This is a genomic window from Imperialibacter sp. (assembly GCF_048007035.1).
GTDB lineage: Bacteria > Bacteroidota > Bacteroidia > Cytophagales > Cyclobacteriaceae > Imperialibacter.
On record NZ_CP180355.1, the window covers coordinates 4863800 to 4888153 of the forward strand.

Here is a 24354-nt window from a genome sequence, read left to right on the forward strand (position 1 = left end):
TCAGATGAGCCAATTGGCTGGGTGCAAAAATTTTAGACTTCGCTCCCTTCAGGGTCGGGGTAATCGAAGTCTAAAATCATTATCAGCGACATCTACTCAGTAGCAATATTCAACTTGTACCAGTTAATATTCCGTGTGAAGTACATGGTGATGGCCAGAATAATGGTGAGTCCTATGCTGCCCATCAGCAAGGCATAGTCGGCCAGCTGAAGCGTGACAAACAGAAAACCATAGATGCCAATAAGCGTAGCTACCAGCAACATGGAGAGCTTTGGCATTTTAAACACACTCATCGAATAAAGCGAAATCATTCCAACAATCGCACAGGTGGCCACGGCATAGGCAACGTTGAAATTGGTGTGTTCTGAAATCGAGATAAGCAGGATATAAAACAGGGAAAGAGCTAATCCCACAAGTGTATATTGGAAAGGGTGGATTTTTCGGCCATTCAGTATCTCTACCAGAAAGAAGATAAGGAACGTAAGCACAATTGTCATGATGGCGTATTTAGCCGACCGCATCGACTTCTGATAGTCATCCAGGGGCAAGATGAGATCCACACCAAAGGCCGAATTTTGCAGCTTCTCGGCTTCTCCCGAGTCGATCCACGATTGAGGGAAGTTTCGGTTGAGCTGAAGCACTTTCCAGTTGGCAGAGAAGCCGGCATCGCTTACTTCCCGGTCGTCAGGAATGAAATTGCCGTTAAAGCTCGGGCTGGGCCATGCTGACGTCAGCTTGATGTTGCTGTTACTGCCAAGAGGAGTGAACGACAGGTTCTGGCTTCCCTGAAGCTTTAGGTCAAAACCAAAAGCGAGATCCTTTCCAAAGGCATCGGTCAGGTCAGGTACTGCGACGGTAAAGCCAGCATAGGCGATGTCTGAAATACGGGAGCCGGGCTCAACTTTCAGGTCACGGTTATTCCATTTAACGATCACATCGTCTTCAATACCTCTTAGGTCTGATATGCCGATGGTAAGAAACGCCTGCCCCCACCTGATGGTCTTCAGGTTGTTTTCGTCAGGCATTTTGTCGAGCACAAAGCTGCCATTCACAGCCAGCGCCGACCTGTAAACGACAATTTCGTAAATACCTCGCCTGAGCTTCTCCGGGTCAACCGTTCCGTTGATGTCGAGCGACTTGGGCAGGATATGCCAATACTTCACCGCTTCCACTATCTTGTCGTCCTTCAGGTATTCGTACACAAGGGGTATGGTGAGGATAGGGCCGTTCACCAGTTGACTATCAGCCCATTTGCCACTGACTTCTGATACAGCTGCATTATTGAGATACTCCCGTTCGCTGATGATCGATGTGATCATTGATGTGGGAATTAAGAGCAGCAGTACCAAAATGGTAATGGTGGCAAGCTTTAACATCACTGAATTCTTAATCCAGTTGTTTACTTTTTCTAGCGGAGTGGTTTCATTTTCCATGTTAAGTAATTTAAAAGTACTTTGTTTTTCAAAGTGATTAGATAAATTTTTTTACTTCAAAAGCTGTTCAATGGCCTTGATATGTTTAACAAAGGCTTCTTTTCCTTCCGACGTGGCCATGTATTTGGTGTTGGGTTTTCGTTCAATAAACTCCTTTTGGACAGAAATGTAAGTGCTTGTTTCCAGTGACTTCAGGTGAGTCGCCAGATTGCCATCTGTAACATCGAGAAGACCTTTGAGCGAGTTGAAATCCATAGCATCGTTGACCATCAGGGCAGACATAATGCCCAGACGGATTTTGTTCTCAAACGCCTTGTTCAAATCTTTCAGCAGTTCTTTCACGACCCGTACTTTACATGCATCACAATGCCATAGATAATGTGCAGCAAGCCGAAACCTACCGCCCAAAAGAGCAGGCCATACCCAATAAACTGACAGGCCAGTAACCCCAGTGCCACCTGCATCAGGCCCAGGCTTCTTACTTCCGAAAGTGTGTATTTACTGGCGTTGACGAGTGCGAGCCCATAGAAGAGTAATGTAAGTGGGGCAAGCAGGCCGATCAGCCCTTTAAAGAGGAGGATGACGCACAGTATGCCGCCCGCTGCCAGTGGGATAAACAGGTTGATGAGCAATCGTCTGGCCTGACTATCCCACAATTTCTGGTTGTTTTTGGAGGCTTTGCGCTGTGTGAAGAACAAACCGGCACCCACAGCCGACAGCAGGAGTGCCACAGCGATGATCAACAACTGAGAGATGTTCTCGTTGCTCAGCAGTGCCTGCCGGTAGCCAAGATAGTCCTGGCCGCTATAGACCATTTCGTAGGCGACGTAAGCCCCGATGAGTCCCAGGAAGCCAGCTACAATGCCCGACATGCCGCTTAGTGAGATAAACCTGGAAGAGCGATCCATGATCGACTTAATTTCCTGCAGGTCGTCTAAGTATTTTTGTTTCTCCATTTAAAAAGTACTTTGTAATTCAAAGTAAGTGTTAATACGGACAATTTGCAAATGTGTTTTTCAGTTCGGGTGAATTATTTTTGCAGCCAGGCTTTTAATCGGGCGGCGACATGATGCCAGTCGGCTAATTTTTCTGGATTTCTTGGTGAGCCGACATAATACTCCACGGTATCTGAAAATTGTCCATTCTCAAGTTTCGTTACTTTTTTCCTGTGAAAGCTAAACACTTCGCCTTTATGTTTCAGGTGCACCCAACCTGTCTTTTTGGTCAGCAGGATCTCATTTTCAAGCCCTGCTGTTTTAAGCAGGTTCATTATATCTTTATGCTCTGTTGGGAGGAGGCGCATAGGTGAAAGTTACGTATAATTTTATCTCGCAAAGCCGCAAAGATCGCAAAACACCCCACTTCCCTTTGCGACTTAGCGTCTTTGCGTGCTTTTACCTTCACTCTTAACATATCCTTAACCTCACTTCTGCTTAACAATTGAATAACAAATCGCTATTTTCGGACGATGGGAGAGACCAAACCGGAAAGTGCTGTAGTTGATAATAAACTTGAACCTAAGCTGGGCCCACTGATGCTCTGGGGGCTTGGCGTTGGCTACGTCATCTCTGGTATGTACTTCGGCTGGAACCTAGGCCTGGCGGAGGGTGGAACGCTTGGGTTGGCCATCGCTACCTTCTTCATTATCATTATGTACGTCACGTTCACTTTCAGCTATACCGAGCTGGCTTGCGCTATTCCAAAGGCAGGAGGGGCGTTCGACTATGCTAACCGGGCACTTGGTAAAAATCTTGGTTTTCTCACAGGCATGGCTCAGAATATAGAGTTCATTTTTGCACCTCCGGCTATTGCAGCAGCCATTGGCGCCTACTTTCATATTTTCTTTCCTGCCATCGATACGCTATTGATCGCTTTGGCAGCCTATATTATTTTCACATCTCTTAATATCGTCGGCGTCAGGGCGGCAGCTACTTTTGAACTAGTCATTACTATCCTGGCCGTAGTGGAACTGTTGATTTTTGCTGGGGTGACACTGCCTGCTTTTGAATTCAAAAACCTCCAGGCAAATTCACTGCCCAATGGATTTCAGGGCATTTTTGCCGCTCTTCCTTTCGCTATATGGTTTTTTCTTGCCATCGAAGGGGTAGCCAATGTGGCGGAGGAGGCCAGAAATCCACAACGCAGCATACTCATTGGTTTCGGCTCGGCTATTTTTACCCTGGTGGTACTCTGTGTTCTTACGTTTGTCTCATCGGTGGGTGTGGCGGGATGGGAGGCCATCGTATTTCCCGAAGGAAGTACCACTGCCTCAGATTCGCCACTGCCACTAGCGCTTGGGAAAATAGTTGGGAATGAGCATATTCTGTATCACCTGCTGATTACGGTTGGGCTTTTTGGCCTGGTAGCATCGTTTCATGGTATTATTCTGGCAGCAGGTCGCTCTACTTTTGAGTTTGGAAGGGTAGGCTATGTGCCCAAAGCCCTTGGCAGGGTGCACCCCAAAACCGGTACACCTGCCAATGCCCTGGTGGTAAATATGGGCATTGGAATATTAGCGCTGCTCACCGGAAAAACTGGCGAAATTATCACTATTGCATGTTTCGGTGCGTTGACACTCTACATTTTGTCGATGATTACATTCTTTGTACTCAGAAAAAATGAACCCGACCTCAAGCGCCCGTTCAGAGTGCCGTTGTATCCTTTATTTCCTGCGACTGCGTTAGTAATAGCAACGATAGCTTTTGTGGCCATCACGTGGTACAATCCAATGCTGGCCCTGGTCTATTTCGGACTGCTAATTATCGCTTATATTTGGTTTAAGCTCACCTATAAAGAATCGTGACCATGCAAGTGAAAGGAATGCTTACACTGGATGAACTGAAAAAGAAAGTCGCCTCTGAGGAGATAGAGACAGTGATCACTGCCTTTACCGATCACTATGGTCGCATGATGGGCAAGCGCTACGACGCTGAGTTCTTTTTGGAGAGCGTCGTGAAAGGCGGCACCCACGCCTGCAACTACCTGCTCACCACCGACATGGAAATGGAACCGGTTCCTGGCTACGACTTCGCCAACTGGGAGCTGGGTTACGGAGATTTTCATTTGGTGCCCGACATGAAAACACTGCGGGTAGCCAGCTGGTTGGAATCCACGGCTCTGGTTGTTTGCGACGTGTATTCCGATAAAACGCATGAACTGGTGCCGGAAGCACCCCGTTCCCTACTTTCCAGTCAAATCAAGCAGCTAAAAGCTCAGGGCTTCGATTCTGCTGCGGCTACTGAGCTCGAATATTACCTGTTTGAAAACGATTATCGCTCAGCGCATGAAACTGGCTATAGCCAAATGACTCCTGCCGGTTGGTACCTGGAGGATTATCATATCATGCAGGGCAGCAGAACGGAGGAGTTTACAGCCGCTGCCCGCAAGCACCTGAAGCACTCGGGTGTGCCAGTAGAGAACTCCAAAGGAGAATGGGGGCTTGGTCAGCACGAACTCAACGTACAATATGCAGAAAGCCTGGAAATGGCAGATCGCCATATTGTGTATAAGCAATGCCTGAAAGAGCTGGCAGATGCTATGGGCATATCTGTCACCTTTATGGCCAAGTTCCATGAGGACAGGGCCGGGAGCAGTTCTCATGTTCATATCAGTTTGTGGAAAGATGGCAAAAACCTGTTTGTAGGTAATGAAGACTATGGTCCGGTAAAGGCGTCGAAAGAGTTTGGCTATTTTCTGGCTGGCTGGATCAAATATGTACCTGATGTGATGGTGTTCTATGCACCAACAATCAACTCCTACAAACGATTTGTGGATGGCAGCTGGGCACCCACCCGAATGGCCTGGAGCAAGGATAATCGCACAGCAGGTTTTCGCATAGTAGGGGAGGGAAATAGCCTTCGCATTGAGTGCAGAATCCCGGGAGCCGATTGTAACCCCTACCTGACGCTGGCTGCCTCTTTAGCCAGTGGATTGAAAGGATTGAAGGATAAGCTGGTACCCGAAAAATGCTTCGAAGGAGATATTTATGCGGCAGCGCATTTGCCAAGGGTACCCAGGACTTTGAAAGAGGCAGTGAGCTTGTTTAAGCAAAGCACTTTTGCCAAAGAGGCATTTGGAGAAGAAGTGGTGAAGCACTATATCCATTTCTATGAAACGGAAGTAGCCGATCATGAAAAGGCCGTGTCGGACTGGGAGCGGAAAAGGTATTTTGAGAGGATATAGAGCGGTGTTGCTCTGGTGCACACACCGTTAGGTGGTGGCAACAGAGAATTAGAATATAAATAGAACTATAGAAATCACATTGGTGCCACCAGCTCGGGCTGTGGGCACCAATCTAAAATTTACCATAACCAATACATGAGACTAAAAGACAAAGTAGCCCTGATCACAGGGGGAAGCAGTGGCATAGGAAAGGCCAGCGCTATGCTGTTTGCAAAAGAAGGTGCCAAAGTAGTAGTGGCCGATGTGAATGAGGCAGGTGCGACAGAGACAGTCAGGGAAATCAAGGCTGCTGGCTTTGAGGCGGCCTTTGTGAAAGCCGATGTGTCCAAAGCTGCTGACTGCGAAAATATGGTGAAGTTTGCAGAGAGCACTTATGGCAAGCTGAACATCCTGTTCAATAATGCAGGCATTATGGACTCTAACGATGACAATGCTGAGTCGACGTCGGAGGAGACCTGGGACTTGACCATGAACATCAATGCCAAGGGGGTGTTCCTTGGTTGCAAGTACGGCATTCCCGCACTGAAGAGAGCTGGCGGTGGAAGCATCATCAACACCGCTTCCTTCGTGGCGATACTTGGTGCTGCCACACCACAAGTGGCTTACACCGCTAGTAAAGGAGCGGTACTTTCACTTACAAGAGAGCTGGCTGTTATTCATGCCAGGGAAAACATTAGGGTAAATGCATTGTGTCCCGGCCCGCTGAAAACAGAGTTGTTAATGAAGTTTCTCAACACAGAAGAGAAGAAGCAACGCCGCCTGGTGCACATCCCGATGGGGCGCTTTGGTGAATCAGAAGAAATGGCGAAGTCAGCTTTATTCCTTGCTTGTGACGATTCTTCGTATGTTACCGGGACAGAGTTTTTAGTGGATGGTGGTATTACCGCAGCATATGTAACTCCTCAATAAGTTTATGCAAAAGGGTTTTCAAATCATCAGCCCAGTTGATGGGTCAGTCTACGCCGAAAGGAGTTACGCTACGGATTCTGAAGTAGATGCTGCTGTAGCTAAATCTTGCTATTCGTTTCCTTCGTGGAGAAAAACAACACTGGAAAAGAGAGCTGAAATTTGCCGCAAAGCTGTGCAGTACTTTGTCGACCATGCCGACGACTGGGGCATGGAAATTACGATGCAAATGGGAAGGCCGGTGCGTTATACGCCTAACGAAATCAAAGGCGGTTTCAAAGACCGGGCAGAGTTTATGATCACCTCTGCTTTTGACGCATTGAAAGACAAAGAAGTATCGCAAAAAGAAGGCTTCAAACGCTTCATTCGAAAAGAGCCGCTAGGCACGGTGCTTGTGCTGGCTCCGTGGAACTATCCATACCTTACGTCTGTAAATGTGGTTATTCCGGCTATCATGGCTGGCAATACAGTGATACTGAAGCACGCTGAGCAAACGGCCCTTTGCGCTGAGCGATATGCCGAGGCCTTCAAAGCCGCCGGACTGCCCGACGGTGTTTTCCAGTTTTTGCACATCAGCCATGCCCAGGTTGCCGACCTGATCCACGATTCAAGAATTGCTTACGTGGCATTCACTGGCTCCGTGGAAGGCGGTCGTGCCATTCAGGAAGCGGCTGGTGACAGGTTCATTACGGCAGGGTTGGAGCTGGGAGGAAAAGATCCAGCGTATGTGCGGGAAGATGCAGATCTCGCTTTTGCAGTAGAGAACCTGGTGGATGGGGCCTTCTTCAATTCAGGACAAAGCTGTTGCGGTATTGAGAGGATTTACGTGCATCAGTCGAAATATGATGAATTCGTAAAGGCCTTCGTGGAGTTGACAAAGACCTACAAAGTAGCTGACCCTCGAAAAGCTGACACCACGCTGGGGCCAATGGTAAGGCCTTCTAACATGGCCAAAGCTCAGCAACAAGTGAAGGAGGCGGTGGCCAAAGGAGCCAAACTGTTGGTCAGTGCCATTGACTTCCCGGAGATGTCGGCGCCCTATTTGGCTCCGCACGTTTTGGTTGACGTCAATCATAGCATGGAGGTCATGTCTGAAGAAAGTTTTGCGCCGGTTGTGGGCATTATGCCGGTGAAAGACGATGTTGAGGCCATCCGCTTGATGAACGACAGTCAGTACGGATTGACTGCCTCTATCTGGACTAAGGACGTAGACAAAGCCCTTTCTATTGGCAACGAAGTCGAAACCGGCACCTGGTTCATGAACCGCTGCGACTACCTCGACCCTGAGTTAGCCTGGACAGGTGTGAAGAATTCTGGCAAAGGTTATACGCTTTCTTCCTTAGGATATGATGCACTTACCCGTCCCAAGTCGTTTCACCTGAGAGTATCTTAACATGAAAGTGGCTCTGCTGGTTTGTGATCATGTGGCGGTGCAGTTTGCTGAGAAGCATGGCGACTACCCCTTCATGTTTGATCAATTGCTGCCTGAGCTCAAACTGGAACCATGGTTCGTCTGCGATGAAAGTTTTCCAGCCATTGCAGACTATGATGCTTTTGTTTGCACAGGCTCGAAGGCTTCAGTATACGACGACATTGCCTGGATACACCAGTTAAAAGCGTTTACGAAGGAGATTTACGACAGCGGTAAGAAGTTCGTCGGGGTGTGCTTTGGGCACCAGATGATGGGAGAGGCCCTTGGGGGAAAGGTGGAGCGAGCTGATGTCGGATATTTGATCGGTGTTCATCAGTTCGCTATCGCAGAAAAACCAGGGTGGATGAAAAGCTCCCCGGATGTCTTCAATATCCTCATGCTTTGTCAGGATCAGGTAACCAAGTTACCACCGAGTTCAAAAGAGTTAGCCTCATCTCCTGACTGCCCGGTTGGGATGTTCACCGTTGGAGATACATTTCTGGGTATCCAGGGGCATCCGGAATTTAGCTGGGAGTATGACCGGGAGGTCTTTGAATCGAGAGTGGAAAGGATTGGGAGGGAGAAGGTAGAGAGGGCTGTTGAGAGTTTGAACGTAGAGCCAGATAGGGAGTTGTTGAAGGGGTGGATACTGAGCTTTATTGATTGAAAAACAGGGCTATACACTGCTTCTTTCTTTGGTAAATATTTAATAATTCTAAGGATTAGTATTCAAATTCTTTTTCCAAAAGCAAGTTTGTAAAAGATAGTAGTTGATTATTTACTGTAAATATATATTATTGGCTGACATAACTATCAACACTTTTTAAGTGGTTATATGCGCCAAATATTTGTTCTTGCAGCGATTGTATTAAATAGTTACTTCGCCGTCGCCGAAAAAGATGTTTCCGTTGACAAATCATCGAATTGGGTCACCAGGGTAGAATACGACGACTCTATAGTTCCGGGTAGTAGCAATTCTTATCAATATCTCCTTATTCAACAAGAAGATCATTTACCAAAGGAAACGAAGTTCCGACGGTTTGTTTATAAGATTTTGAACGCTGACGGTGTGCAATCAATGTCCGATATCAGCGTGTCATTCGATCCTACTTACCAGAGGCTTGTTTTCCACGAATTGAATTTGATCCGTGAAGGCGTGTCGCATAATAAGCTGAGCAAGGAGGTTATAAAGATTTATCAAAGGGAGACCAGTATGGATCGGTCGCTTTATGACGGATCCCTCACTGCTGTCATCAATTTGGAGGACGTTCGGGAGAACGATATCATCGACTACTCTTACTCTCTTATTGGTTTCAACCCAATAAATGGTGGCCACTTTAGTGCTAATTACTACCAACAGTTTTCGGTGCCGGTTAATTCATTGAGAACCAAAGTTATCAATGACCCCAGCAAGTTTATTCAGTTCAAATTATTCAACGCTGCGGAGAGCCCTCGCCGCACGAATGCCGGTGGTATGGATGAATATAGTTGGACTGTGAATGCAAAAGACTATTTGCTGGTTGATAACAATATTCCGACGTGGTACGACCCTCATAGACGGGTCTCTTTTTCAACTTTCAAATCGTGGGAAGAAGTTGTTGCCTGGGCCTTACCACTGTATCAATATCCTGAATCTGAAGTACAGCAAATTGAGTTCCCATTGAGTAGTGGTGTAAGCAAAGAGGTTAGAATTGCGAGCTTGATTCAGAAAGTGCAGGATGAGGTAAGGTACTTGGGGTTTGAGTCGGGCATAGGGGCCTATAAACCCCATAATCCGGTCAAAGTCTATGAACAGAGGTTTGGAGACTGTAAGGATAAGTCCCTTCTTTTGGTAGCACTTTTAAGGAAAATAGACGTTGTGGCGAACCCGATGCTCGTGAATACGGCGGTAGGCCATAAGTTAGGTGATGAGCTACCTGGATTTTCGTTATTCGATCACTGTGTTGTATCATTTTCTCACAATGGAGAAGACTATTTTGTCGATCCAACGATTTCTAATCAGGGAGGGAATATCGAGCTAATCTCATTTCCCAATTATGAATTTGGGTTGGAGATAAAAAAAGGCACTAGTGCTCTTAGAGAAGTTGCAACAAAAAACTTACCGACTATAAAGATAAATGAGGTAATCAGCGTTGAATCCATAGGTGGCGGGGCAGCAATGCATGTTCGAACCGAGTATACTGGCAGCCGGGCAGATTACATCCGAAGCTATTTTGCCTCAAACTCTTTCGAAAATATAAAAAAAGAGTATTTGAACTACTACAGTAGCCTTTATCCCCATATTGCATCTTCCGGGGACGTAAAGTTTTATGACTACGATCGTCTTAGCAAGAACAAGATTATTGTCGAGGAATTTTATGAAATAGAGAAATTCTGGGTCGACTCAGATGACAAAGAGTACATCCTTTGCGAGGCGTATCCATTGGTGTTGGAGTCTTATTTGAACTATCCAAAAGCAGCTAACCATGAAATGCCCTACTATTTGGGACAGCCTTACTCCTATATTCAGGATACTCAAATAGATCTTCCTGAGGATTGGTCTGGAGAGGGTGAAACTATAAATCTTGGAAATGAAGCATTTGATTTCTCGAAGACGACACAGATAAAAGGAAGAACTGTGTCCGTGTCGTTTCGCTACGACTTGAAGAAAAGTTTTATCTCAGGCGATTCAGTTAATGGTTTCCTACAGAAGATAGAAAATGTAAAAACTGAAATGCCACAATACCTGACGTACAACGAGAACCTGGCGGCGTCTGCTTCTAAGGTCAGCTGGGTATCATCCTTTCTGGCGGTTGTGAGTTTATTTCTTGGAGTTTTCTTTGCAGTGAGGACATACAAAACCTATGACCCTGAACCTTGGGAATTCGCTGAAGATAAACCTATAGGAGGCTGGCTAATCCTGCCTGCTATAGGTCTTACGCTCACTCCAATCAGGTTGGTTATTGACCTTTTGAGTAATGATCAATTAAGTGCAGGGATGTGGGATGGTATTATATTGCTAACGGACGGCGGGGTAAAATCACTCCCTGTTCTTGTATTTGTCGGCGCTGAGTTAGTGTACAACTACATGTTTTTCGTTTTCAGCATTCTGATAATTGTTCTCTTTTATCAGAGAAGAACAAGCGTTCCGAGGCTGGTGACCATTTTTTATGCACTAGCCTTGATAGTGCCAATTGTTGATGCATTGATTACTGATGAATTAATTCCAGGAGTGCTAAGTGAAACTGACCGAAACTCGACTATTAAGGAGGCGGTGCGGGCAGGCGTGGCTGCATTAATTTGGATCCCGTATTTCAATATAGCAGAACGAGTAAAAAGCACTTTCTGCAAAAAAAGGATCAACTAGTAAATTTTCGAGGAGGACTATTAATGGTTGACCAGGCACTATTTATAGCCCTGCCACCGCCTTTATATCCCTCACCTCCAGCACTTTTTTATCATAACCCTTCAATGTTACCCCCAGTATGGCCTGCCCCAGGTCAGCCAGCGTACTTACGCTGCCAGGAAAAACTGTTTTCAGAAAAGGATACATCCAGGTGATGTATTTGTAGTATTTCAGCGTATTGCTGAGGCCGGGCGTTGGCTGCATGTAACCAGGACGGAACATGTACGCTGCCTTGAAGGGCAGCTTCAACAGGTCGTTTTCCGTCTTGCCCTTTACCCTGGCCCACATGCTTTTGCCTTTTTCACTGCTGTCGGTGGCTGCGCCGGAAACATAACAGAAGGTCATGTCAGGATTCAGTCTGGCCAGCAGTTCGGCCGCATGCAGGGTAAGGTCATAAGTGAGTTTTTTGTACTCAGGCTCTTTCATGCCCACCGATGAAACACCCAGGCAGAAGTAACAAGCATTGTAGCCCTTGGTTTGGTCTGCAATAGGAGTGAGGTCAAAAAAGTCCTTATGAATGATCTCAGTAAGCTTCGGGTGAGTGGTGCCGCACGGTTTTCTACCGATCACCAGCACCTTTTCTACATCAGGGTGATTCAGGCATTCGTGCATGACCCCTTCGCCCACCATGCCGCTGGCACCGGTAACGATAACATTGATTTTTGTTCCCATAGAAATGATGACGTTTGACCTGCCGATTTACTTTACCAATTATCGAAAGGTAAGCAGTTAAACTGAGACCACCTCGCCATCGGCAGGTACCAGAAGCCGTTTTGCGTGGTCGTTTTCGGAGGCGTATTGGGTCACGTCAGTTTTGTGCAGGAGGCAGTGGTTGACCGTGTCCATATGAACGGCAATGACCTTTGCTTTGCCAGACGCCTGCAGCACTTGCTCAATGTTGGCCAGGGTCATGGTAATTGGATCCCCTTTGAGAAACTGTGCTGCACCTGCATTCACTACAATGGCAGCAGGTTTGTGTGTGGCTATGGCAGTTTCTACTTCACCGCACCAGATGGTGTCCCCTGCAACGTATAGTTTGTCTTTGCCTGCACCTACAACAAAACCGGAAACTATCCCCATTAGTTGGCCAATCTCACCCGTGCCGTGCTGCCCTCCGGTTCTGGTAATGGAAAGGCCTTTGAAAGCATAGTCGGAAGCAATTGCCACGGCATTTCCAAAGCCCAGTTCCCTGATTTTCTCAAGATCCGAAGGTTGGCAGAATATCGGCTTGTTTTTAGGTATGATAGCGTGGGCTTCGCTGTCCCAATGGTCCCGGTGGGTATGCGTTACTAACACTGCATCACATTCGCTGATCAATGATTTTGTTTCGTCTGATGACAGTGGAAGGTTCACCATGGGAATGCGGTAGTCGTTACCGGCGTTTTGCACTGGGGCCATGGCGTCTTTTGGCGACAGCATAGGATCAACCAGTAGTTTCAATCCACCTATCTCAATCCAGAGAGTGGCGTGTCTGATGAGGCGAACGCTCATCTTTCTTTTGTGGGCAAAAGAGTGAGGGCTGCTGGTGGCCAGCAACCCTCCGATAATCAGTGAACGCTTTAAAAAATCTTTGCGGTTCATGGATTGTATTTTCTAACCCAATAACGAAAATAAAACCGCTGCGTTGGCTTTTATTTCTCTACCCAGAAATCAACTACTGTCACACCATCCAGATGCGGCCCCACAATGCCACCAAATACTTTGTGATCAGGGTGAACAAGGTAATCATCCCTGTCTTTTTCGCTGTTGAAGGTAAGGATGAAAGCATGAGTAAGTCCCTGGTTCAGTCCTTCAGGGCTATTGTTGGTCCCCCATTCGAAAGCTTTAATTTGTTTGATCTTTTTAGGGAGCGCCTCAAAGGCTTCTACCACTTTCTTTACATCTTCTGCGGAGGAAGTGTCTTTGAACTTGAATAGTACGACGTGACGAAGTGAATTTCCTTTTCCCTGAGCCATGGTATTAGATGAAGTGAAAGCTATTGCGACGAAAGCAATTGCAAAGCAAATAAGCAGGTTTTTCATTTTGTTGGAGTTTTATTAACCAATAATAACTCAACTTCCTGAAAGATGAACGCTTTCAAGAAGTTTTATAGCCATCTTATTGAGGAGAGACGGTGGAACTCATCCCCGACCTCCCCCTGATATCAAAACACTTTAGCTTTACCGTGCTGCTCACGGCCACAGGCTCAGTGTATTCCGGGGAGCTGGCTGTGGGCTCTGATCCGTCGGTCGTGTAGCGAATAATCAAGCCGGGATACTCACTATTGGCCAGCAGCAGTCCTCCTTCTATTTTCGCTCCCGGTCTGGGGATTCTGTAGCCTACGCCCCCTTCAAGGTAGCTAAGCCTCGGCATTTCCCGCTGTCCCATGGTGTTGGCAAAACCATTCCAGGCAGCCTCTCTTGCTTTTATTCTTTGCTCCAGATTGTCAATGGTCGCCCATTTCGGGTTGCCGGCCCAGGCCCGTTCCGCCAGTCCGACCAGTTTAGGAAATACAACGTACTCCAGTAGCTCCGGAGTTTTTGCCACTTCAGCCCAAAGCTGCCCCTGTATCCCAAGGATGTTTTTCTCTCCTTCGGGTGTCAGCTTCACCATCTTCTTCATTTCTGCCTCTACATCTATTGAGTTACCCCGACTATCCTTTTCCGAAGAGTAGAAAATATTCTGTGGCACTATTTCCCAGGCCGATTGGGTATTAACAAGGCCTGCCCATGTTTGACCCGGTTCTTCGGGATCGTTATTATAGGCCAGATCAAAATACAGCTTGGTGGCATTAGCGATGATAGGCGTGTATCCTGCGTTGGCCAAAAGCCCTGGTAAGTTGGGGTCGGGAATCCATACGTAGGGGCGCATCCCTGAATTGGCAAAGGCCGGATTAACTTCTTCTTTTCCATCAGTTCCTTCATGCATGGCTACCTCCTGCCAGCCAGAAGTAGGCATGCCTTTTTTCTCAAGGATCTTGATCAGTTCGCCAATGAAGTAGGGCATCAGATCATGGGTTTTTGCAATTTCAGGATGGGCCCTCTTGAACTCATCGCAGATCGGAGACTTTTCCCAAACGCCTTTAGGCACTTCGTCGCCACCTATGTGAATAGACTCCAGGGGCACTCCGGCTTCCTTGTGCATGGCAATGATTTCGTCAAACACTTTCTCCATGAAAGTAAGAGCAGAAGGACGGCAAACGCAGATCACGTTGTCGGGGAAGTTCTGCACCGACATGTATTCTGACGCATCTTCAGGGTCATGAAGGGCATACTGATTGGCTTCTTCAGTTTTGCCTTCTTTCATGAGGCGATTGTACCGATTCCTCATTGAAACGATCGCAGCTCTTGAATGACCAGGGATGTCAATCTCAGGAATCACCCTGATATGTCTTTTATGAGCGTGTTGAAGTATTTCTATGTAATCTGCTTTGCTGTAAAAGCCATTGCCTGGAGAGTTAGGGTCGTTGGGGTCAGGTCCCGACCCGTATTCCGGGTGAAGAAACTCTTCCTCGGTGGTGGTGTGCCCTCTGCGGCTGCCTATCTCCGTCAGTTCGGGAAGGCCGGGTATCTCAAGCCTCCAGGCTTCATCTTCGCTCAGGTGCATATGGAAGTAGTTGAGCTTGTAGTAGGCCATCAGGTTGAGCAGCTTAAACACTGTTTCCTTCGATTCGAAGTTCCTGGCCATATCCAGGTGCATACCCCGGTAGGCGTAACGTGGAGCGTCGTCAATAGTCAGTTGATCAAGTGAAATGCCCGATGCTGGCGTTTCATAGGTAGCCACAGGCAGCAGCGCTCTTAAACTCTGGATGCCATAGAATACTCCGGCAGCATCAGCTCCGGTAATTTGAATGCCTGTAGTGTTAATAGACAGCGTGTAGGACTCAGGCCCTCCGGATTTACCCAACTTGAGCTGCATCGATTGGCCCTTGCCTTCTTGAATACCCACGTCACCATCAAGCACCTCGCTCAGAGCCGACTTAAGTAATTCTGCCTCGCCGGCTAAACCAGCTTCATGATAGATCACAAGCGGTGTTTGTAATATAAACGAGCCCTTTCCTGCCATTATGCTCATGGGCGTTGGCACCACGTTGCTCAACTGAGAGGCAGGGAGCATCTTGAGCGACTGGTTTTTCTCAAAGAGATTCTTAGCCGTAGGAATCAGCGTTTTTACAACCTTCAGCACTTCCGGGTTATCCATTGTGAGGGTGGCAGGTTGGTAGTTGCTTATAGTTTTGGCGTTGTCATTTCCCTGCGCAAGGTAGGGGCCTAGTGGCTGCTGTGAGTTTTTAACGATAGCACCCCCGGCCGTATACTCGAAGTTGAGCGTTTCACCCTGGCCCAGTTCAAATCCTTCCTTTGGCACCAGCTTGAAAAGCGTTCCTAATTTAAACTCGATAGCCAACTTTTCTCCTTCCGGGAAAACAAAATCATGACTGGCGATTTGGTTGTAGTAAATGGCCCAGTCGGTACCTGAGAGTGCGGGGCCATTGTTAGTGATAGTAAACTTTGCCTTGTGCTGGTTTTCTCCGCCCGCCTGATTTTCCACCAGCTCCCAGCTGAGTTGAATATCATCTGCGTCGATCAGCTTGTTTTCCTTAGTGCCGCAGGAAAACACGATAAGTGACAATGATACAAGAGTGAATCGAAAGAAGGATCTCATAGCGAACGGGTTTGTTTGGGGCTTCAATATCGGAAAATGTGCTTTAAATTAAAATGTGTGCGGAAACATTTACTATCGAACCCTATCTTTTTACATAGATAGTCAAAAAAACACGGAAAAACTTTCAAGTAATAAAATGAAACTATATTTTTGACTGACCGTTTAGTCAATGTAAAAGTAACTTATAAATGAGTCCAAGAACCAAGGCGCAGATAGACGAGATAAGAGAGCAGAGCAGGGAGAAGATTATTGCTGCAGCATTGGATTTGTTTGCCCACAATGGGTTTCATAGCACATCTATCGCTCAGGTTGCCGCCAAGGCTGGCATTTCGAAGGGGCTTATTTATAACTATTTCGAAAGCAAGGAAGATTTGCTTCAGGCCATTTTTACCGAGGCAATGAAGAACTCCGAGGATATTCTGACCCTAGATCCGAACGCAACCGCCAAGCAGAGGCTGATAGGTATGGCAGAAGCATCGGCTGATTTCATGTACAATAATCAGGAGTACATGCGCCTTTTTCTGACACTGATGATGCAGCCTGACGTGGTGAAAAGTATGAAGCCGTGGTTCGATACTGTGGGCAAGGCTAAGAAGGACATGTTGATGCCCATGTTCGAGGAGATATTTCCCGGACGAGCTGAGGTCGAGTATTTTTTCTTCGGTGCCATTATGGACGGCATTGGCTTTGGGTACCTCGTACTCGGGCGTGAGTATCCATTTGAAGATGTGAAACGAAAATTCATTGACTACATACAAAATCAATAACTGATTGCTATGAAATATTTTTTGACCACAGGATTTATTTTTTGTCTGTTCGCTTATCAGGCAAACGCCCAAACAGCTCTTGAAATCATTAAGAAGGCTGACGAGAAAATGCAAGGGGAGAATGGCTATGCCGAAATGGTGATGAAGATTGTGCGGCCCGACTGGACTCGGGAAATCACTATGAAAAGCTGGAACAAGAACCAGGACTATTCGCTGATATTGATCACAGGGCCTGCAAGAGACAAGGGCACGGCCTTTTTGAAAAGAGGCAAGGAGATGTGGAACTGGCAGCCCTCCATTGACAGGGTGATTAAAATGCCACCGTCGATGATGATGCAGTCGTGGATGGGGTCGGATTTTACCAACGATGATCTTGTGCGCCAGTCGTCTATTGTTACCGACTACACGCACAAGCTATTGGGCGATACAACGATGTTAAATAGGAAATGTTGGAAAATGGAACTGACTCCGAAGGAGGATGCACCGGTAGTGTGGGGCAAAATTGAAGCTTACATCGATCAGAAAGACTATTTGCAGCTACTCATTAAATATTATGATGAAGATGAGTATTTGGTGAATACGATGGTGCTGTCCGACATCAAAGAGTTGGGAGGCAGAACGCTGCCCACGCACATGGAGATGATACCTGCCGAAAACCCGGATCAGAAAACAGTGATCGATTATGTGAGCCGGACTTTTGATACCAACCAACCCGACGACTTTTTCTCGATCCAGAACCTAAAACGTATCAGATAACTTATCGATTATGCTGCTATTAATAGCCTGGCGTAATATCTGGCGCAATAAGCGCCGAACGCTGATTACTCTTGCTTCCATAGGATTTGCTGTTTTTTTTGCCTGCATCATGCAGAGCATGCAGTTGGGGTCTTATGAGCGAATGATTGAAAATGCCGTCCGCTTCTACACCGGCCATATCCAGGTGCATGAAAAAGGTTATTGGGACGACAAAACGCTTGACAATAGCCTGGAAGTGACCGAAAGTCTCCAAACCAAGCTGTCGGGAGAGGCAGACCTGAGCGCTTACGTGCCCAGAATTGAGTCCTTTGCCCTGGCTTCTCACGGAACGCTTACCAAGGGTGTTCTGGTCAATGGCATTGACCCCATAAAGGAAACAGGGCTCACCGATTTGCAGGGAAAGATTGTGGAGGGTCAATACCTTTCCACCCCTGGAGATATCATGATAGGTGAAGGACTTTCCACCTACCTGAAGGCAGCACCTGGCGACACCCTGGTGCTCATTAGTCAGGGATATCATGGGGCAAACGCAGCTGGCAAATACCGGATAGTAGGCACATTGAAGTTTCCGACGCAGGAAATGAGCGCACAAGCTGCCTACATCATGCTCAGCGATGCCCAGTACTTTTTCAATATGCCCAACAGAGCTACTTCGCTTGCCTTGCTACTCGATAATTCGGAGGCTGTGCCCGGAGTGAAAGCTGACTTGACCTCGAAGCTTGACACGGCTGTGTATGAGGTGATGGACTGGAAAGAGCTGATGCCTGAACTTGTGCAGAGCATTGAAATTGATTACGCCAGCGGACGCATCATGTTGTATGTGCTTTATGCTATCATCGCCTTTGGCATTTTCGGCACCTTTCTCATGATGACCAACGAACGGCAGTATGAATTTGGCGTCATGCTGTCAATTGGCATGAAGCGACGACTGATGCAGGGAATGTTGCTTTTGGAAATCATTATGCTGGCAGTGTTGGGGGTAGTAATGGGCATTATTGCGGCGAGCCCCATTCTGGCTTATTTCTATCTTAATCCCATTCAAGTGGGTGGAGAGATGGCCCAGGCGTACGAAAAAATGGGTATGGAGCCCATTCTGCCATTTTCGCTTGCGCCCGAGGTTTTTGTCAATCAGGCCCAGGTCGTGCTGGTGATGACGATTCTCATGGCGATCTATCCTCTTTGGATTGTAGGTAAGCTTAAGGTAATCAAGGCACTTCGCAGTTAACTTAAATTGAAGAAGTATGATTTTTAATATTTCATGGAAAAACATCTGGCGCAACAAACTCCGCAGCGGAGTGGTCATCGGCGCCATGATCCTGGGGGTGTGGGCACTGCTTTTTTTGTTTGCCTTTTCCGATAGCATCACCAACAATATGGTCGGCAATTCAATCAAGTACGACTACAGCCATATCCAGCTGCACAACAAGGCCTACAAGAATGATCCTACTTTCAATAATAGTATAAGTGGGCCAAACGAAGTAGAAACCGTGCTTGCAGGATTGCCTCAAGTGGCCTCGTACTCCCAAAGACTGATGGTTTCGGGCATGGTTGGTTCAGCTAATTCCACGCAGGGAGCAATGATTTATGGCATTGATCCGGAGGCTGAAGCGAGTGTCACTTACCTGGATGATCAGCTGGCCGAGGGCACTTATTTTACAGAAATAAAACGGAACCCAATTGTATTGAGCCAGCACATGGCTGAGAAGTTAAAGGTAAGATTGGGCTCCAAGGTGGTGCTTACTTTTCAGGACAGTCACAACAATATCACGGCTGGTTCATTCAGGATCGAGGGCATCATCAAAGCAAAATCGCCACGAATCAACGAAGGAGTGGTATTTGTGAGAAAGGGAGACCTCGAAAAGCTGACAGACTGGCTGCGACCGCAAGAAATAGGGATAGTGCTTCAGGATATTCAGGAAGTGGAGCTGGTGAAGGCAGCTTTACAAACTTCGCTGCCAGCCCTCGAGGTGGCTTCGTACAAAGACCTTGCCCCTGACCTGGAGGTGATGACCCAGCAAACAAAAATTTCCAAAACTGTGCTGATGGTGATCATTATGCTGGCGCTGGTTTTTGGCATCATCAACACCATGCTCATGGCTGTGCTCGAGCGAACCAAAGAAATAGGCATGCTCATGGCCATTGGGATGAAACGGATCCGTGTGTTCACCATGATCATGATAGAGACAATTTTGATCTCACTGGCGGGTGCGCCGCTGGGAATGCTCATGGGGTATTTGACCATCGTTTACTTCAGCTCCCATGGGTTTGATTTCTCGGCCTACGCCGCTTCTCTCGAGCAGTACGGCATCGACTCAATTATTTACCTGTCTCTGGACGTTAGCAATTATTTCATGCTCGCTTTCACTGTGGTGATCACTGCGGTGATTGGGGCTGTTTACCCGGCCCGAAAAGCCACCAAGCTGAAACCAGTAGAGGCATTAAGAAAACTTTAACACTCAATTTTTTAGAAATGATAGTTATCAACGCTAAAAACATCAGCAAAACATATAACCCCGACAAGGTGCCGGTTCACGCTTTGAATCATGTGGATCTTGAAATACAGAAGGGCGAGTTTACGGCTATTGTAGGTCCGTCGGGATCAGGTAAATCCACACTTCTTAACATCATTGGGGGCCTTGATGTGCCCACGGAAGGAACTATTGAGCTGGGAGGGGAGGATATTTCCAAATTCAGTGACAATGAGCTCATAGACTTCAGATTGCAGCACATCGGTTTCGTGTTTCAGGCTTACAACCTCATTCCGGTGCTTACTGCCGAGGAAAACGTAGAATTCATTATGCTGCTGCAAAAACAGAGCGAGAAGAATAGAAAGGAAAGAACATTAGAGCTTCTCACAAAGGTTGGGTTGAAAGATCAAATGAACCGCCGTCCCTCTGAGCTCTCAGGTGGGCAGCAACAACGGGTGGCCGTGGCCAGGGCGTTGGCGTCGAAGCCCGAGTTTATTCTGGCCGATGAGCCAACTGCCAATCTTGACTCACACTCTACCGCTACTTTGCTAGACATGATGGCCAATATGAATGAGAAAGAGGGCGCCACCTTTGTTTTTTCTACCCACGACCAGCGGGTGATTGACAAAGCCAGACGGGTGATCACGCTTGAAGATGGAAAAATAGTTTCGGATGAAGTTCGCTAAGTACGCAGGGCTGGTTATTCTGCTGGCAGGTGGGTTTAGCTCGCAGGCTCAGGACGAAGCGCCCAAGTTAACTCTCAAGGGCTATGTGAAAGATTTATTTACGGCTAATTTCTCCACGCCCAACGATGCCAGGTTTGACAACCTTATTCACAACAGGCTGAACCTAAAGTGGTATCCGAATGAACACCTGACAGGTGCTTTGGAGGTGCGAAATCGCTTTTTTATTGGCAACAGCCTGGGGCTAATCCCCAACTATGGCTCCTATGTGGATGTGAACAACGACTATGTAGATATGTCGGTGCTGCCAATTAATAATGACAAGGCGGTACTGCATATGATGATCGACCGTGCTTACCTGCAATGGAACAAAAACAACCTGGAGGTGACTGTCGGCCGACAGCGCATCAACTGGGGACAAAACCTGGTGTGGAACCCCAACGACATTTTCAATGCCTACTCCTTCTTCGATTTCGACTATGAGGAGAGGCCTGGTAGCGATGCGTTGAGGGTACAGTACTACACGGGCGTTGCCTCCAGTGTGGAGGGAACTATCAAAGCTGCGGATTCGTGGAGCAAAGTTGTAGCTGCGGGCATCTGGCGAACCAATAAGTGGAATTACGACTTTCAGGGCTTTGCCGGGAAAATGAAAGAGCATGCTGTGATAGGAGGCGGCTGGGCTGGAAGCATAAAAAATGCCGGATTCAAAGGTGAAATGACCTGGTTCAGTGAGGCGGCCGGGCGCAAGGCGCAGTTCATTACTTCAAGCTCAATCGACTACTCTTTTGCGAATTCATTCTATGTCAATGGTTCGTTCTTATTCAATTCATCGGGAATGAGCAAGCCTGATCAAAGTGCCCTGGGTGCCTTTTCACTCAACAAGCTGGATGTGAGGAGCCTGTCTCCTTACCGGTGGTCGGTGTTCGGCCAGGCCAGTTATCCGTTCCATCCGCTGGTGAGTGGTGGGTTGTCTGTGATGGTTTTCCCGTCAGACATGGGATGCTTCACAAGCCCTTTTGTCACCTACTCAGTTGTTCCCAACCTTGACCTCGACCTGCTCGGTCAATTTTTTCTTGGCGACATAGGAGAGGGGTACACACTGCTGGCTAAGGTAGCCTACACTCGTGTTAAATGGAGCTTTTAACCTTGCTGTAGGGGGTTCGGAGTTGAGGGGTGTTTTAATAGTGTAAAGAGTAAGAATCGACGTAAAGAAAGTCAAATCTTTTTGCCCAGGTATGAATTTATATTTGGGTTCAGGTACTAAGGAGCTTCGGCTCCTTTTTTTATTTCCTTTATTGAGTATTTTTATCTTTGCGCAGAATAGCCTAACCACTAAAGTCCTTTTATGGCGTCGTTGAAAGAGAGAATTGATAAGATCACTCAGTTTATTGAGGTCGATATATGGAGAATTAAACTGGACTCAATACCCTGGGGCAGAAGCTTTCTTTACAGGCAAATAAGGGTGTTGGTGTTGGCAGGCAAAGGTTTTGTGAGAGACGAGGTTGGCGTCAAATCCTCAGCGTTGACCTATTTCACTTTGCTGTCGATTGTCCCAGTAATTGCGCTCGCTTTTGGTATTAGCAAAGGCTTTGGATTCGATATTCAAAGCACCATCACCAGGTTGCTCGCCGGTCAGGAAGACCTGACAAAGTATGCATTTGACGCTGCTGAAAATATGCTCGATAACGCCAAAGGCGGAGTTGTCGCTGGAGTGGGATTAGTAGTGTTGCTTTATACGGTATTGAGACTGCTTAATAGTATTGAAGAAACTTTCAATGATATATGGGAGATCAAAAAGCAAAGATCCTTGCAACGAAAAATATCAGAATACACTGCTATTCTGCTCATATCTCCTATTTTAGTTTTCTTCTCAAGCTCTCTCACGGTACTAGCAAGCTCAGAGGTGGGGAAGCTGACTGAGCAAATTGAGCTGCTCAACCTTTTTGCACCGCTGATTTTATTTCTGCTTAAGTTTTTGCCATACACCCTTATCTGGCTTTTGCTTATTCTTCTCTATCTGATTATGCCAAACACCGGAGTGAAGATAAAGTCTGCCATGATAGCTGGCATTGTTGCCGGAACTGCTTTTCAACTCCTTCAATGGGGCTATATTGAGTTTCAGGTGGGTGTGTCAAAGTATAACTACATCTACGGCAGCTTAGCGGCTTTGCCTTTATTTCTTATTTGGGCTCAATCGAGCTGGATGATAGTTCTTTTTGGTGCAGAACTTTCGTTCGCTCACCAAAATGCAGCCCGGTATGAATTCTCAAATGAGACCCTCCAGCCCAGCACCAGGCACAAGGAGTTCATCGCTCTGCTTATTGTAAGGCTGCTTATACTCAGGTTCAAAAAAGGAGAGCCTGGCTTGACTGTGGGCGAAATCACTGACCGGTTGTTGGTTCCCTTCAGGTTTGCCAATGTGATTGTGAGGGAGCTCGTAGAGGTGAAAATTCTTTCTGAGATCAACATGGGAGAAAGGGAGGAAAACACTTACCAGCCCGCAATGGACATTGATTTAATTACCGCCTATCTGGTGATTGACCGCCTTGAAAACAGGGGTCTGAACAATATATGTATTCTCAATGATGATGAAGCTACACTTATGTTACAGACGATTGACACAATGGAAGCCGACATGGATAAGTCAATGGTGAACAGGCCGCTTGGCGAGCTTCATTTGTAGTATTCGTATTCCAGATAAGTACAGATGTAGTTGGGGTTTTGCTCCTGATTGAACTCGATCGCATCAAGAAGCTTTTTTTTGTCATAGGTGAATTCACCACTTTGGGTGATGTTCCCTGCTGCTGCCTTCATATAATACGAAATCAATTTTCCGCTATCATTGAAATTCTCTTCATAGATTCGGGTGGTGTCACCCGTGGTTTCATCGATATGGAAATCTGAAATATGGCTGGGAGTTCCGTCGCCATAGAAGGAGTTGACCTTCTCCCTGATAACAAGCCGATCTTTGTTCAGCAGGCGAGCATGGGCAATCTTATTATGCTTATTGTATTCGTACTCCATCGATACCTCGTCCTCAATAATGCTTGCAGTGGAGCTTGACATGTAGATACGATCGCCAAACTCATTGTACTGGATCACTTGGGTAGCCACTTCATCGCCTGACACCACATTGAACCTTGTGAATGTTTCTTCCAGTAGTGTTTCGTCTTTGTAGGAGTAGGTGGCCACTGCGTGGGTTCTGTCGAGATTATCTCTTTCCTCCACTTTAATCGGGAACCCATCAGGGTTCAGGGTGACAATCTTGCGCATTTCACTTCTTACCTGTCCATTTTCAAGGAAGTCTGTTGTGAGTGTATCATATCCTAACTTGTCGTAGTACTTAGTCTGAATGACAATATTGTTTAGGTTATACAGGTTTTGATAGGTTTTGTCGCCTTCCGGCCCATAGAAGTAGTGGGTTCTGCTTCTTAGCTCACCTGAATATTCATAGGCAGCTTGTTTCAGCAGCCTTCCTTCTTCATCAAACTCTCTTTCTTCCAGCACAGTGCTGCGACTTCTGGGCTCTGTAGACTCACAGTCGTAAAGGTAGGTGGTGATTTTCCGAATATCCAGCGAGGCTATTTCCCATTGATATTTCAGAACCTCCTTTTTCTCAGGAGAAAGCCTTGGATCAATCGCCTCATCATCCTGTGTGGAGAGCCCACCACAGGAAAATAATAGTGGAAAGAGAACAAGCGGAAAAGAATGGCGCATTATGC

At 46.9% G+C, this 24354-nt stretch carries 22 protein-coding genes; 13 read left to right on the forward strand and 9 right to left on the reverse strand.

The window, feature by feature from the left end:
- Window positions 1-92 precede the first annotated feature (92 nt).
- The 4 genes from creD to ACMVP2_RS21125 form a co-directional block, all read right to left on the reverse strand.
- Window positions 93-1433, reverse strand: coding sequence for a cell envelope integrity protein CreD (creD, locus tag ACMVP2_RS21110; RefSeq protein ID WP_416864992.1), 1341 nt, complete (start codon window positions 1431-1433; stop codon window positions 93-95).
- Between the two features lie 51 nt (window positions 1434-1484).
- Window positions 1485-1775, reverse strand: a complete 291-nt coding sequence (locus ACMVP2_RS21115; protein WP_339791759.1) for a transcriptional regulator — start codon at window positions 1773-1775, stop codon at window positions 1485-1487.
- On the reverse strand, window positions 1772-2389 hold the full coding sequence (locus ACMVP2_RS21120) for a hypothetical protein (protein WP_416864993.1): 618 nt from the start codon (window positions 2387-2389) through the stop codon (window positions 1772-1774). The genes ACMVP2_RS21115 and ACMVP2_RS21120 overlap by 4 nt, the downstream gene beginning before the upstream one ends.
- A gap of 74 nt (window positions 2390-2463) precedes the next feature.
- Window positions 2464-2736: a hypothetical protein gene (locus ACMVP2_RS21125; RefSeq protein ID WP_416864994.1), complete on the reverse strand. Its 273-nt coding sequence runs from the start codon at window positions 2734-2736 to the stop codon at window positions 2464-2466.
- A gap of 165 nt (window positions 2737-2901) precedes the next feature.
- Here ACMVP2_RS21125 and eat point away from each other — a divergent pair, with 165 nt between their 5' ends.
- From eat to ACMVP2_RS21155, 6 genes are all read left to right on the forward strand, one after another.
- Window positions 2902-4236, forward strand: a complete 1335-nt coding sequence (gene eat / locus ACMVP2_RS21130; protein ID WP_416864995.1) for an ethanolamine permease — start codon at window positions 2902-2904, stop codon at window positions 4234-4236.
- 2 nt (window positions 4237-4238) lie between these two features.
- The gene (locus ACMVP2_RS21135; protein WP_416864996.1) at window positions 4239-5615 is read left to right on the forward strand and encodes a glutamine synthetase family protein; all 1377 of its coding nucleotides are present in this window, start codon (window positions 4239-4241) and stop codon (window positions 5613-5615) included.
- Between the two features lie 135 nt (window positions 5616-5750).
- Window positions 5751-6524 carry a glucose 1-dehydrogenase gene (locus ACMVP2_RS21140; protein ID WP_339815291.1) on the forward strand — a complete coding sequence of 258 codons (774 nt, stop codon included), beginning with the start codon at window positions 5751-5753 and terminating at the stop codon, window positions 6522-6524.
- A 4-nt stretch (window positions 6525-6528) separates the two neighbouring features.
- Window positions 6529-7914 carry an aldehyde dehydrogenase family protein gene (locus tag ACMVP2_RS21145; RefSeq protein WP_416864997.1) on the forward strand — a complete coding sequence of 462 codons (1386 nt, stop codon included), beginning with the start codon at window positions 6529-6531 and terminating at the stop codon, window positions 7912-7914.
- Between the two features lies 1 nt (window position 7915).
- Window positions 7916-8599: a glutamine amidotransferase-related protein gene (locus ACMVP2_RS21150; RefSeq protein WP_416864998.1), complete on the forward strand. Its 684-nt coding sequence runs from the start codon at window positions 7916-7918 to the stop codon at window positions 8597-8599.
- A 168-nt stretch (window positions 8600-8767) separates the two neighbouring features.
- Window positions 8768-11278: a DUF3857 domain-containing protein gene (locus ACMVP2_RS21155; RefSeq protein WP_416864999.1), complete on the forward strand. Its 2511-nt coding sequence runs from the start codon at window positions 8768-8770 to the stop codon at window positions 11276-11278.
- Between the two features lie 42 nt (window positions 11279-11320).
- On the opposite strand, the gene ACMVP2_RS21160 is transcribed toward ACMVP2_RS21155, so the two are convergent.
- From ACMVP2_RS21160 to ACMVP2_RS21175, 4 genes are all read right to left on the reverse strand, one after another.
- Window positions 11321-11989, reverse strand: coding sequence for an NAD-dependent epimerase/dehydratase family protein (locus ACMVP2_RS21160; protein ID WP_416865000.1), 669 nt, complete (start codon window positions 11987-11989; stop codon window positions 11321-11323).
- Between the two features lie 57 nt (window positions 11990-12046).
- Window positions 12047-12898: an MBL fold metallo-hydrolase gene (locus tag ACMVP2_RS21165; protein ID WP_416865001.1), complete on the reverse strand. Its 852-nt coding sequence runs from the start codon at window positions 12896-12898 to the stop codon at window positions 12047-12049.
- 50 nt (window positions 12899-12948) lie between these two features.
- Window positions 12949-13272, reverse strand: coding sequence for a Dabb family protein (locus ACMVP2_RS21170; RefSeq protein WP_416868212.1), 324 nt, complete (start codon window positions 13270-13272; stop codon window positions 12949-12951).
- Between the two features lie 142 nt (window positions 13273-13414).
- The gene (locus ACMVP2_RS21175) at window positions 13415-15958 is read right to left on the reverse strand and encodes a family 20 glycosylhydrolase (protein WP_416865002.1); all 2544 of its coding nucleotides are present in this window, start codon (window positions 15956-15958) and stop codon (window positions 13415-13417) included.
- A 188-nt stretch (window positions 15959-16146) separates the two neighbouring features.
- On the opposite strand from ACMVP2_RS21175, the gene ACMVP2_RS21180 reads away from it, so the two are divergent.
- The 7 genes from ACMVP2_RS21180 to ACMVP2_RS21210 all read left to right on the forward strand — a co-directional run bounded on the left by ACMVP2_RS21180 (window position 16147) and on the right by ACMVP2_RS21210 (window position 23315).
- The gene (locus ACMVP2_RS21180; protein ID WP_416865003.1) at window positions 16147-16725 is read left to right on the forward strand and encodes a TetR/AcrR family transcriptional regulator; all 579 of its coding nucleotides are present in this window, start codon (window positions 16147-16149) and stop codon (window positions 16723-16725) included.
- Between the two features lie 9 nt (window positions 16726-16734).
- A complete protein-coding gene (locus ACMVP2_RS21185) occupies window positions 16735-17481 on the forward strand; it encodes an outer membrane lipoprotein-sorting protein (protein WP_416865004.1) in 747 nt (248 codons plus the stop codon).
- 10 nt (window positions 17482-17491) lie between these two features.
- The gene (locus tag ACMVP2_RS21190) at window positions 17492-18706 is read left to right on the forward strand and encodes an ABC transporter permease (protein WP_416865005.1); all 1215 of its coding nucleotides are present in this window, start codon (window positions 17492-17494) and stop codon (window positions 18704-18706) included.
- A 16-nt stretch (window positions 18707-18722) separates the two neighbouring features.
- Entirely contained in the window at window positions 18723-19934 is a 1212-nt protein-coding gene (locus ACMVP2_RS21195; RefSeq protein ID WP_416865006.1) for an ABC transporter permease, read from the forward strand.
- 17 nt (window positions 19935-19951) lie between these two features.
- Entirely contained in the window at window positions 19952-20635 is a 684-nt protein-coding gene (locus ACMVP2_RS21200; protein WP_416865007.1) for an ABC transporter ATP-binding protein, read from the forward strand.
- On the forward strand, window positions 20622-21776 hold the full coding sequence (locus tag ACMVP2_RS21205) for a hypothetical protein (protein WP_416865008.1): 1155 nt from the start codon (window positions 20622-20624) through the stop codon (window positions 21774-21776). The genes ACMVP2_RS21200 and ACMVP2_RS21205 overlap by 14 nt, the downstream gene beginning before the upstream one ends.
- A gap of 201 nt (window positions 21777-21977) precedes the next feature.
- The gene (locus tag ACMVP2_RS21210; protein WP_416865009.1) at window positions 21978-23315 is read left to right on the forward strand and encodes a YihY/virulence factor BrkB family protein; all 1338 of its coding nucleotides are present in this window, start codon (window positions 21978-21980) and stop codon (window positions 23313-23315) included.
- On the opposite strand, the gene ACMVP2_RS21215 is transcribed toward ACMVP2_RS21210, so the two are convergent.
- Window positions 23306-24349: a hypothetical protein gene (locus ACMVP2_RS21215; RefSeq protein ID WP_416865010.1), complete on the reverse strand. Its 1044-nt coding sequence runs from the start codon at window positions 24347-24349 to the stop codon at window positions 23306-23308. The two genes, ACMVP2_RS21210 and ACMVP2_RS21215, sit on opposite strands and share 10 nt — an antisense overlap.
- Window positions 24350-24354 lie beyond the last annotated feature (5 nt).